Below are 12,345 nucleotides of genomic sequence, written 5' to 3' on the forward strand. Positions count from 1 at the left end.
GGTAATTAAATAGATTGATTAGATTAGTCGTTAAATGCTCGTATTAAGCTTTAACTCTAGGTTATTTTTCTTTAGTTGATATGTAATTCCATAGGGTTTCAAAGCATCTAAAAGATCAAGTAATTGGATTTCATTGGAAATCTCCCCGTTTAGATGCAGCTTATCAGGAACTTCCCCTTTAATCCAAATATTGATTTGGTACCATCGACCAATTTCAATAAGAATATCTTTTAGCGTTTTGTCATCAAAGCTAAATACTCCGGATTTCCAGGCGATAGTAGAAGCAGGGTTAACAAGTGATTGAACCTTAAATGGACTTTTATTATCCGTTTTGGTTTTACTTGCTACTTGATAAATTGCCTGTCTTCCAGGTTTTAGGAGTATGGGTCCTTCCAGCATGTTTATGGTAGATAACTGGATAGAGCCTTCAATTAATGAGGTTTTAATATTGCGATTTTCTGGATAAGCTTGAACATTGAATTTAGTTCCTAATACCTTGATGTCGTTTTTATCATCCACATCAACTATAAAGGGCTTAGTTGGATCAGATGCTACTTCAAAATAAACCTCACCTTTTATTTTTACTTTTCTTTCTTTGTTGTTGAATTTTTTAGGGAAAATGATGCTGCTATTCGTGTTTAACCAGACAAGGGTTCCATCTGTTAGTTCGAAATGAACTTGTTTACCAGCTGATGTTTGAATGGATTGTAGTTCTAGATTGTTTTTTGATGTCGAATTCGTAATTTGATTCATTTCTGCCCTACTCAGGTTGATCATATTACCCTGATTATCTTTGTCTTGTTCTTCTAAGTTGATTTTCTTTCCATCTTCGGTCGTTAAATACGTTCCATTGAATTGGTCTATACTAGCGTTATAAAGAAGACTTGCTTTATTTTCAGAGTCTTTTATTGTATACACATAGAAAGAAAGGCCCATAATTAATAGAATACTTGCCGCTATTCTCCAATATTGTTGAAAAAACAACAGCAAGTTAGGTTTAAAATCCTCATAGTTGGGTGAAATTCCATTCTTGATTATTTCCCAGGTTTTATCTCGGGAGTTTATTGCCTCGTGATAGTGTTTAAGATATTCTGATAATTTAGCTGCATCATGTGTTAATTCTGAATACCACTTCCTTCGTTTCTCTGATTCAGATAACCAAAATGTAAGTGTTTCCTTCTCTTGTTTATTAAGCTTTCGAAGAAAAGATTGATAAATAATATGTTTGATTTCGTCTTCGTAATTGGTCATCTTTATTAGCTTTATATGTAGATAACCAGAGAATCCAAAAACATACTATGTTATTTCAAGAAATTTTTAAATTATTTTTAGGAGTGATTTGTTAGGAGGGTGTCTTGCCATAAAGGAATAAAGCAATTTATACTTTAAATATGGTTTGGTGACTTGTTAGAAGTAATAAAAGTAATAATAGATTGTCTTGGCCTAATTTGTCTCGCAATTTTTTTATAGCATTGACTTTTTGGTTTCGAACTGTTTGTACACTCAGATGGAGCATCTTTGCGATTTCCCCAGGTTTTAATCCATCCTTAAAAGACAATAAAAATATTTCACGCATTTTTTCTGGTAAACTATTTAATTCCTCATATAGTTTGGTGAGAATTTCATTCTGTAACATGGCTAGTTCCATGTCATCTTCATCAATCTCTTGTAATTCTTTTAAAAGCAGCTGTTTATTGTATTGAATGTTTTTCTGCTTATTTATGCTATTTATAGCTCTATTTTTTACAGCTACAAAGGCATACTTTTGAATTTCATCCAAGCTGTTAAATTGTTTCTTGTTTTTCCATAAACTAATAAAAACTTCTGCAATAAGATCTTGAGCGATTTCATTCTCTACAAATTTTAAAGCAAAACCATATAAAGGACTATATAATAGTTGGTAAACTTCATTGAATACCTTTTCATTACCTATATAGATTTTATGTTCCTTGGTTGTTTGCATGGTAGAAGGTCTTGCACAATCTTTATTCGAAAAATTTAGGTGAAGTGTAAAGCTAAAAAAGAAAAATTATTTATTAACAAAAAAAGTCGTAACAATTTAAATATTATCCTAATAATGGAAAATAAATTAAATACATACTTGAGTGTATATCATGAGAAGAAGTAGGAAATGATTTACGCATTTTTTTATAGCCTTACGATTTAAGTTGTTTTTCAATTCTTTTTCTTTTTTAATTAACCCTATTTATGGATATGTAATTAATGTTTAATTAATTGTAACATGGTAAATTACAAGAATATAGATGTCATATGAAAAAGGTAGAAACTGGTAATAAAGCTGGTAATTGGACAGAAATTAAAAATACAACAGCATTAAAGGACAAGAAAATAGTAAATACCGGGGCTTACACACTACTAATGGCATTGAAAAACAAAGCTGAGGATTAGCTTCTTTTAAAACCTTCTAAATATACTATTGAACAGCACTTGAACGAAAAGAATGAGTACTTTTATAAATCTTGTAAACCATACTACCTATGTCTTTAAATATTCCTGAAAACTTAATAGGGCTATCTAATGCTGAAGTATTAGCTTCTAGAAAGAAACATGGACTCAATGAAATGGAGGCCATTAAACGGTCTAATTGGATTAGTTTATTATTGGATATAATTAAAGAGCCCATGCTGATATTGCTTTTTGCCATCTCTATCATTTATGTAATAATAGGTGATTATGCTGAAGCCTCTTTTATGTTTGTGGCGATAGTTGCTGTTTCAGCTATTTCTTTCTACCAAGATAACCGCAGTAAAAAGGCTTTAGAAGCTTTGGAAAAGCTGAATGAGCCATTAAGTCATGTTATCAGGAATGGACAAGTCATTAAAATTCCAACAAGCGAAATTGTGGTTGGTGATTTAAGCATAGTAGAGGAAGGTAAGATGATTAATGCCGATGGACGAATCGTTCATAGTCATGACTTCTCCGTTAATGAATCTTCTTTAACAGGTGAGAGCTTGTCTGTTTTTAAGCATGCTGACAATGAAGACAATCGAGTTTATAGTGGAACACTAGCTGTGTCAGGCTTGGCAGTATTTGAGGTAGAACAAATAGGTAAGGAAACAAGGTTAGGGAAAATTGGAACTTCAATTGGTCAAATTAAAGAAGAACAATCTCCATTGCAACGTCAAATAGGGAATTTTGTGAAGAATATGGCCATTATTGGGATAGTCATATTTCTATTGGTTTGTGCTGTAAACTACTATAGGGGACATGATTTGTTGCAGAGTCTTTTAAACGGCTTAACCTTGGCGATGTCCGTTCTGCCGGAGGAAATACCTGTGGCATTTACCACCTTTATGGCGCTAGGAGCTTGGAAATTAATGCGAGAAGGGGTAATTATTAAACGAAGCAGTATTGTAGAAACACTGGGCAGTACTACGGTTATCTGTACCGATAAAACCGGAACAATCACCGAGAACAGCATGCACTTGAAACAACTCTATGATTTTGCCACTGATAAAACATACAACGAAGATAATTTTAATGATCCTGCATTAAATGACTTGATAAGCTATGCTATGTGGAGTAGTGAGCCTGTACCATTTGATCCCATGGAAAAGACCTTGCATGAGGTTTATGTCAGAACACAAAAGGATGACCTTCGTAAAGGCTTTCAATTATTCCATGAATATCCTCTGGAAGGGAAACCACCGATGATGACTCACCTTTTCAAAGATGAGCATGGTAATCGAATTGTCGCTGCAAAAGGAGCACCGGAAGCTATTCTAAAAGTATCTAATTTATCAACGGAAGAAAAGGAGAAAGTTAGGGGCTTGATTACTTCATTTGGTAGGGAAGGATATCGTGTTTTAGGTGTTGCAAAGTCAAATTTTGATGGAACTGACTTTCCAAAAATACAACAGGATTTTCCATTTGAGTTTATGGGATTGGTTGTTTTCTATGATCCTCCAAAAAAAGGAATTCAGGAGGTTTTTCAGCAGATTTATGATGCTGGAATCCAAGTAAAAGTAATCACTGGTGATAACACAGATACTACCAGAAGTATAGCTAGCCAAGCGGGAATTCAACATACAGAGGAAGCTTTAGAAGGCAAGCAAATTATGGCACTTTCTGAGGGTGAATTGCAGACTGCTGTTGAGAAAAATGTCCTTTTCACAAGGATGTATCCTGATGCCAAATTAACTGTGGTCAATGCCCTTAAGAAACAAGGTGAAGTGGTTGCTATGTTAGGCGATGGTGTCAATGATGGCCCTGCCTTAAAGGCTGCCCATATTGGGGTAGCTATGGGAAATAAAGGGACAGAAATTGCTAAAGCTGCGGCCTCGTTGGTTATCACTAATGATGACCTTGGTAAATTGATTGTTGGAATAGCAGCGGGTAGAAGGATATATACCAACATTAAAAAGGCTATTCAATACATCATATCCATACACATTCCTATTATTTTAACAGTTTCATTGCCCTTGTTTTTAGGGTGGATTTATCCGCAGATATTTACCCCAGTTCACGTGATTTTCTTGGAATTAATCATGGGTCCAACCTGTTCCATAGTTTATGAAAATGAACCTATGGAAAAGAATAGCATGATTCAAAAACCCCGAAAATTAACCGATACTTTTTTGAATTGGAAAGAGTTGACCATCAGTATTATACAAGGCTTAATTATAACCGTAGGCGTGCTTTTTGTATATCAATGGTCCGTCAACCAAGGTGCAAATGAAGAGAATACCCGTGCTATGGTGTTTACCACATTAATCTTTGCCAATATCCTTTTGAGTTTAACGAATAGGTCCTTTTATTACAGCCTATTTGAAAGCTTTAAGAATCACAATAAATTGTTTGCAATCGTCATCTCTTTGACTTTATTATTACTGATGGCTATTTTGTACATCCCAGTATTCGCCAAGTTTTTTGACCTAAGTCCTTTAAGGTTTGGTGACCTTGTATTCTGCGGATTAATTGCTGCGGTCTCCGTACTTTGGTTTGAACTGTATAAGTTGATTCGGAGAATGGCTAAGGTTGAAAGCTAATTATAGAAGAATTTAAGATAGGGCACCGGCGTATACTGCCAAAGCTCTTTTCCTTGCTTCCTCGTGGTTTACAATAGGTGTGGGGTATTGATCTGTACCATACTCTGGAACCCATTTTTTGACATAAAGATTTTCTTTGTCAAACTTCTTTAATTGGATATTGGGGTTAAATATTCGGAAATAAGGAGCAGCATCACAACCTGAACCTGCTGCCCATTGCCAATTACCATTGTTGGAAGCTAAATCAAAGTCATCGAGTTTTTTTGCAAAATAAGCCTCACCCCATCGCCAGTCAATAAGGAGATGCTTGCATAGAAAACTTGCAACCAACATTCGGACACGATTATGCATAAATCCTGTTTGATTTAATTGACGCATTCCTGCATCCACCAAAGGATAGCCTGTATTCCCAGAGCACCAGAGCTCAAAATCTGCTTCCTTATTCAACCAAGGGATATGGTCGTATTTTGGTTTAAATGATTGCTGTTCAACTTGTGGAAAATGATAAAGTATTTGCATGAAAAACTCACGCCAGATTAACTCCTTTAACCATATTTGATTATGGTCTAAGGCAAATGCTACCGCCTCGCGGATACTTAATGTTCCAAATCGGAAAGCTATGCCTAAATGTGTCGTTTGATCCAAAGATGGGTAATCCCTACATTGCTCATAAGCATCAATTATGGAACTATCTAACACAGGAACAGTAAACTTGATTTCGGTTTTGTTAAATCCTAATTCACTAAGAGGTATGATTTTCTGTGCCTGAATTTGGACTAACCTTTCCCAATTCATTTCTTGCGGAAGAAGCATTTTCTCGTTCACTTTCTCTAACCACTTTCTCGAATAGGGTGTAAATACCGTATAAGGCTTTCCATCCTGTTTTAAAATATCCGATCCTTCAAATATGACTTGATCCTTATACGAATGAAAGGAAACGCTCTGATCTCCTAGAAAAGATTGTACCTCAAGATCACGTTTGAGTGCATAAGGTTCATAATCAATATTGCAGTAAACCGTATCGATTTCATATTGTTCCAATAATTGGGTGAATGCTTGAATTGGATTTGTATAGAAACATCTTAGTGAAGAGCCTTTCTTTTCTAATTGCTGATTTAAATGATGAAGAGCCTGTTGAATATAATCTACTCTGCGGTCTGTCTTATCTTCCAATTGATTTAGAATAGTAGGGTCGAAAATAAAAATAGGCAATACTTGCGAACCACCTTTTAAAGCATTGGCTAAACCTACATTATCCTTTAACCTTAAATCTCGACGAAACCAAAAAATAGATACCTTTTTCTTCATAAATAAATAGCCTCAAAAGTTTAAAAATAGCTATTATATCAACAAAAATTAATCACTTAAAGGCTCTAAAAGAAATTCTTTGATAATAAAAGAGAATCTTTAAGTATATTTAATTGATAATGATTCCTTTAAACCTAATTAATACCACTACATTAATTTAGGCTGCATTATTTGAATAAAACAATGAAAGATATCAACCAACAAAACCAGGTAAACCGTCGTTATTTTTTGAAATCTGCTGCCTTTTTATTGGGTAGTTTGGGTTTATCACAGTTTGATGCATTTGCTGTTCCATTTGAACAAGCTCAGCTCCAGGATGGCCTTTTTGCTTGTAACCCATTAATCTGGCGAAGGGGAGATGTAGAATTAGAAATTTTATGTGTTTTTAAAAAACATGTAGTTTGCTGGGTTCATTATGGTAAGCAATCTGAAAACTTAAATCAAAAAACCAGGGAAGTAAGGGATGGAATGGCCCATGTTGGAACGATACATCGAATACCTTTAGCTAATTTAAACCCGAATATTCCATATCATTATCAAATTGAAGCCTCAGAAGTTATTCAATTGGAGCGGAAGGATAGCCAATTTGGACCAAAGGAAAAAAGTCCAGTCTTTTCCTTAAAAGGTCCACAACCTAATCAGCTAGAAACATCTTTTATTGTCTTTAATGATATACACGAAACCCCAACTTCTTTTGCCGAATTGAGAAAATTGAGTGTCATTAAACAACCTGATTTTTATGTGCTTAATGGGGATATGGTCAGTTCTATAAAGACTGCGGATCATTTTATAACGAATGTTTTGGCTCCAATGTCACTTTTAACGAAGTCTAGCATTCCTGTAATCTATTCCAGAGGTAATCACGAAACCTGGAGTGCGCATGCTCGTCAGATTACCGATTATATGCGTGGAGTTAATCATCCTTTTTATTATGGTTTTCGACAAGGGCCGGTATATATGCTGGTCATGGATTCTGGCGAAACGCGCTCTGATGATGATGCGGCAAACTGGGGTTTAACGGAGTTTGATGCTTACCGAACTAAACAAACTGCCTGGCTCAAAGAAGAATTAGCAAAACCTGCTTGTCGTGATGCCAAATATCGAATCGTTGTGACACATATTCCTCCTTTTTATGCTGGCAAAGAACTTCATGCTGCAACCCAGTATTTTAAAGAATGGGGTGATTTGCTTAATGCTGCTAACATTAGCCTAATGCTTTGTGGGCATACGCATAAACCTGGTATTCACCCAGCAGTACCTGGTAAACACAATTTTCCAATTGTTATAGGAGGTGGGCCTAAACCGGGTAATCGCACTGTTATTCAAGTTCAAGCTAATTCAACTAAGTTAAATTTATCCCTTATCCGAGACGATGGTAAACCCTTAGGGAATCTAACTGTTTAAAAATATCCTTTGTAATTGAGCCTTTTCATTTCTATCTTACTTCATTCATCAATTTGAGGGAGGTACTATACTTATGCGTAAAGTAATTTTAAATCTTGCGGTTTCACTCGATGGTTTTATCGAAGGAAGCAATGGGGAGATTGATTGGTGTATTATGGATCCAGAAATGGATTTTGAAGGCTTTTTGGACAGTGTAGATACCATATTCTACGGAAGAGTAAGTTATGATGAATGGGGGAATTATAAGGTTGATGAGACAGCTGATCATAGCGAGCAAGCTATGTGGAGGAAGATTCACGCCATGCATAAATACGTGTTCTCAAGACAAATGAGGGAAGATGCTGGAGTGACCTATATCTCAGAACATTTAGTGGAGCAGGTAGCAGCTATTAAACAGAAACCTGGAAAGGATATTTGGTTGTATGGAGGGGCAAGTTTAATTAATTCTTTTATTACAAATGACTTAATCGATAAATATATTTTATCTGTTCATCCAATAGCACTCGGAAATGGAAAACAACTCTTTGAAAACTTGAAGCAATCACTCTCTTTAAAGCTCGAAAATACAAGGATTTTCCGTTCTGGGGTGATTGAACTCACTTATTTACCCAAAAAAATAGCGTCATCATAAGATTTTGGTCATTGTTATTTTTGGCTATTATCAAGCATATTTACCCGTATTAGGACATAATTAGTTCATTAATTGATGATTTAAATAAAAATAAAAAATTCGTTTCCAATAATTTCCACTATCTTTGAGCTAAAGCAAGGCCCTGCTACGGTAATGCTGGTGGAAAAATCTACATGATCAACCATCATAATAACTATTTCAGTTGCCAAGAATTCGTTAAAAGAGATATAACGACTTAAGTGTTGACAATTGGAAAAGAATCCTTTAAGAATAATTTCCCAATATATTACGATTAACAATTTTAACATGCTCCAATTTATGCGGAGAAGGTCTTGTTGAATAAAAAATAACTTAGCCCTTGTGCTAATCAAAGGGTTAAAGTAATAGATTGCGTTAATGAATTTTAAAGATATAGGAGTAATTGCTCCCATTTTAAGTGCCCTGGAAGAGAAGGGATATGTACAACCAACTGAAATACAAAAGCAGGCAATACCGGTTGTACTTTCTGGAAAAGACCTTATAGGTTGTGCTCAGACAGGAACTGGAAAAACTGGAGCTTTCGCTATTCCCATATTACAATCCCTAAGTAAACAGAAAGAAAAGAGCTTTAAAACTCGTGCTTTGATACTTGTTCCTACTCGGGAATTAGCTATTCAAATTGATCAGAATATTTCTTTTTACGCCAAGAACCTTTCTTTATCCCATTTAGCCATCTTTGGTGGAGTACCACAAAAAAAGCAAGTCGATGCTATCCGTAAAGGTGTGGATGTCTTGATTGCCACTCCTGGTCGTTTAATGGATCTGGTAGGACAGGGGATTGTTCATCTTGATGCGGTGAAGTGCTTGGTATTGGATGAAGCTGATAATATGTTGGACATGGGTTTTATCCATGATATTAAAAGAATTTTAGCAAAAATTCCTAAAAACAGACAAAGCTTACTGTTTTCAGCTACCATGCCTACTGCAATTCGTAAATTAGCAGCGGATATTCTTACGAATCCAAAGGAAATAAGTGTCACTCCTGTTTCTTCGACAGTGGAAAAGATAAATCAAATGGTTATGTTTATGGAAAAGAAGCAGAAACCAATCGTTTTGTCCGATTTGCTGAATCAAAAAGAATACAAGCAAACCTTGGTTTTTACACGAACTAAACATGGAGCAGACCGTTTGGCAAAATCTTTGATTAAGAAAAACGTGAATAGTGTTTGTATTCATGGAAATAAATCGCAAAATGCAAGACAAAAAGCATTAGCTTTGTTTAAAGCTGGTGAAATACCTGTACTTATAGCTACAGATATTGCAGCGAGAGGGATAGATATCAAAGAATTACCACATGTAATAAACTATGATCTTCCCGAAGACCCGGAAACTTATGTACACCGTATTGGACGTACAGGTAGAGCAGGAAAGACTGGCCATGCCATCTCTTTTTGTAGTCCGGAAGAAAGACAGTTGTTACAAAAGATTGAAAAACTAATAGGTTTTAAAATAGATAGTAAAAAAGAAAAAATTAATAACAATAAATAATAATTACAATGCAAGAAGGAACAGTAAAATTTTTTAACGATACTAAAGGTTTCGGTTTTATCACTCCAAACAACGGTGGAGCTGATATTTTTGTTCATACTACTGGTTTAGTGAGTAACATCAGAGAAAAAGATCAAGTGACGTATGACGTAGAAGAAGGAAGAAAAGGATTAAACGCAGTTAATGTACGCGTAGTTAAATAGTCTATTTTAACTTTTTATGGAAAGGTTGAATTATCAATGGTAATTCAACCTTTTCTTTTTGGTACTGATCTCCTAATTAACTTTGTGCTGCATTCCGAAATCAAATAATTCCCAACTTAAACACTATATATAATAGTCCATTTCGCATCTCCTGTTCCTATATTCATGAAATAAACCTGTTTACATGAAAAAAATATATTTATGTATTCGCGGTTTTGTTTGATGGAAAGATGGAATATTGCTGTCTTAGCTCTCATTCTATTTAAAAAATTTTATCTTTTTTACGATTTTAATAATAACCTGCTAACTGTTTGTTAATCGTTTGTGGTTTATTAATTTTACTTTCATGAAAGTATACGGCATATAGAGCCTCTACTTTTACATAAAGTCCTTTTTTAAGGTTCTAATAATAGCACACTAAATTATAAATTGGCATGGTATTCCAAGGGGATAAGGAAAGCTTATCAGATGCAGATTTGTTTTTGAAAATAAAGGATGGAGATACCACATCTTTTCAGCTGCTTTATAATCGGCATATTGACAAAATATACAGTTATGCATACAGTCTGAATTTAGAGGAAGACGATGCTGAAGACTGCATACAGGAGGTTTTCACTTCCTTATGGCAAAGACGTGCCCAATTACAAGTTGATAATTTAGGAGCTTGGTTATTTATGGCCCTTAAAAAACAGATGCTTTTTCAGTTACGAAAAAAAAAGTATCAAGACCAATATGTTGACCAGATTGTCCGCTTTGTTAGTCCTTTCTATGATCCCGTTTTGGATACACTCCAAGAAAAACAATTGCAAGAGTTCTTAGAAGTACAAATTCAGCAACTCTCTCCCCGAATGCAAGAAGTCTTTAGGTTAAGTCGTATCGACCAATTAAGCCATAAAGAAATCGCTGCTCAATTACAGATATCTGAACTTACCGTCAAGAAACAAATCAATTCTGTCTTAAAAATCTTTAAGCATAAGATTGGTTATAAGAGTGTTGAGACATTGTTAATCATCTTTTACCTCCTTGACAAAAAATAATTTTCACTTTTTTATACTACCAACGCCCTACTTGTGCAACATGTCTATAATTAGGGCTAATAGAGACCAATTATGACCAATGCTGATATAGCTAAATTGTTGGATAAATACCATGCTGGAGTGTGTACTCCAGAGGAACGTCTATTGCTTGAACTTTGGTTAGAAAATAACCTTAACAATACAGATCGGATCCCTTCAGAGGAAGAAAAAGCGCGAATCTGGCAAGCTATTTCCAATTCCACACAAGAACAAGAAATTCAATCTCTTTCGAAACCGAGAATTCCAATTTGGAAATGGTCAGCTGCTGCAGCTGTGTTATTGTTTGGATTGACCTTAACATGGAATCTAAGCCATCAGCACAAAACTAAAAAAGCGCAAGTTGAAGAGGTGCAGCAAGGTCCAATTACTCCAGGAACTGAAAAGGCTGTCTTGACACTAAGTGATGGAAGACAAATTGATTTGTCCAGCATATCCCAAGAAGGAATAGCGGATCAAGGTGTTGAAATAAGCCGAAATAAAGATGGATTATTGCAATATAAAGTTTTAGGTCAAAATACCAATTCCACCACGGCTTACAATACCATTGAAACACCTCGAGGTGGTCAATACAATGTATTGTTGCCTGATGGAAGTGAAATCCTACTCAATGCTTCTTCGAAATTGAAATTTCCTGTTAACCTTCATCTTCAAGATCAACGCCAAGTCGAGTTTTCTGGTGAAGGATATTTCCAAATTAAAAAAGATGCTGCCCATCCATTCGTGGTGAAAACCGAAGCTCAAGAAATGAAAGTCTTAGGAACAGCATTCAATGTAAACACCTATAGACAAGCAGAAACAGTGACTACCCTGATTGAGGGAAAAGTTCAAGTAAATAACCAAGAAATATTACGTCCTGGTCAACAAGCACGCAGTAATCCGAATGGAACGACATTAAAGAATGTTCAAGTGGAAGACTTCATTGATTGGAAAAATAAACTATTCATATTCCGTGATGAACCCTTGGAAAGTATCATGGAAAGAGTGTCGCGTTGGTATGATGTGGATGTTAAATATGTGAATTCATCTAACAAACAAATAAAATTCAATGGTGAAGTTTCTCGATATGCTAAAGTGGAGGAATTACTGGATTTATTGCGCAAAACCAGTACAGTACAATTTGCTGTTCAGGGACGAACTATTGAAATCCGATAATTATCGGAAATGTAATTAATAATTTATTATAAACT

Annotated in this window: 11 protein-coding genes; 8 read left to right on the top strand and 3 right to left on the bottom strand. The window is 35.1% G+C overall.

Going from position 1 to position 12,345, the window contains the following annotated elements:
• Positions 1–30 precede the first annotated feature (30 nt).
• Both ACP6L2_RS01895 and ACP6L2_RS01900 read right to left on the bottom strand, forming a co-directional pair.
• Positions 31–1,251 carry a FecR family protein gene (locus ACP6L2_RS01895; RefSeq protein WP_440507621.1) on the bottom strand — a complete coding sequence of 407 codons (1,221 nt, stop codon included), beginning with the start codon at positions 1,249–1,251 and terminating at the stop codon, positions 31–33.
• A 127-nt stretch (positions 1,252–1,378) separates the two neighbouring features.
• Positions 1,379–1,963, bottom strand: a complete 585-nt coding sequence (locus ACP6L2_RS01900) for an RNA polymerase sigma factor (RefSeq protein ID WP_440507622.1) — start codon at positions 1,961–1,963, stop codon at positions 1,379–1,381.
• Positions 1,964–2,271: 308 nt separating this feature from the next.
• Here ACP6L2_RS01900 and ACP6L2_RS01905 point away from each other — a divergent pair, with 308 nt between their 5' ends.
• Both ACP6L2_RS01905 and ACP6L2_RS01910 read left to right on the top strand, forming a co-directional pair.
• Positions 2,272–2,409 (top strand): hypothetical protein, encoded by a 138-nt coding sequence (locus ACP6L2_RS01905; protein WP_440507623.1) that lies wholly within the window; start codon positions 2,272–2,274, stop codon positions 2,407–2,409.
• A gap of 89 nt (positions 2,410–2,498) precedes the next feature.
• Positions 2,499–5,009, top strand: a complete 2,511-nt coding sequence (locus tag ACP6L2_RS01910) for a cation-translocating P-type ATPase (RefSeq protein WP_440507624.1) — start codon at positions 2,499–2,501, stop codon at positions 5,007–5,009.
• Positions 5,010–5,021: 12 nt separating this feature from the next.
• On the opposite strand, the gene ACP6L2_RS01915 is transcribed toward ACP6L2_RS01910, so the two are convergent.
• Positions 5,022–6,317 carry a cryptochrome/photolyase family protein gene (locus ACP6L2_RS01915; protein ID WP_440507625.1) on the bottom strand — a complete coding sequence of 432 codons (1,296 nt, stop codon included), beginning with the start codon at positions 6,315–6,317 and terminating at the stop codon, positions 5,022–5,024.
• A gap of 183 nt (positions 6,318–6,500) precedes the next feature.
• Between ACP6L2_RS01915 and ACP6L2_RS01920 the strand changes: the two genes are divergently transcribed.
• From ACP6L2_RS01920 to ACP6L2_RS01945, 6 genes are all read left to right on the top strand, one after another.
• Complete coding sequence (locus tag ACP6L2_RS01920) at positions 6,501–7,721, top strand: metallophosphoesterase (protein WP_440507626.1); 1,221 nt, start codon at positions 6,501–6,503, stop codon at positions 7,719–7,721.
• A 73-nt stretch (positions 7,722–7,794) separates the two neighbouring features.
• Positions 7,795–8,352, top strand: a complete 558-nt coding sequence (locus tag ACP6L2_RS01925) for a dihydrofolate reductase family protein (RefSeq protein ID WP_440507627.1) — start codon at positions 7,795–7,797, stop codon at positions 8,350–8,352.
• Positions 8,353–8,748: 396 nt separating this feature from the next.
• A complete protein-coding gene (locus ACP6L2_RS01930; RefSeq protein WP_440507628.1) occupies positions 8,749–9,879 on the top strand; it encodes a DEAD/DEAH box helicase in 1,131 nt (376 codons plus the stop codon).
• Positions 9,880–9,887: 8 nt separating this feature from the next.
• Positions 9,888–10,082, top strand: coding sequence for a cold-shock protein (locus tag ACP6L2_RS01935; protein ID WP_344672730.1), 195 nt, complete (start codon positions 9,888–9,890; stop codon positions 10,080–10,082).
• 434 nt (positions 10,083–10,516) lie between these two features.
• The gene (locus tag ACP6L2_RS01940) at positions 10,517–11,119 is read left to right on the top strand and encodes an RNA polymerase sigma factor (protein ID WP_440507629.1); all 603 of its coding nucleotides are present in this window, start codon (positions 10,517–10,519) and stop codon (positions 11,117–11,119) included.
• A 72-nt stretch (positions 11,120–11,191) separates the two neighbouring features.
• The gene (locus ACP6L2_RS01945; RefSeq protein WP_440507630.1) at positions 11,192–12,310 is read left to right on the top strand and encodes a FecR family protein; all 1,119 of its coding nucleotides are present in this window, start codon (positions 11,192–11,194) and stop codon (positions 12,308–12,310) included.
• The last annotated feature ends 35 nt before the right edge of the window (positions 12,311–12,345 follow it).

Source organism: Sphingobacterium lactis (assembly GCF_051951495.1).
GTDB lineage: Bacteria > Bacteroidota > Bacteroidia > Sphingobacteriales > Sphingobacteriaceae > Sphingobacterium > Sphingobacterium lactis_A.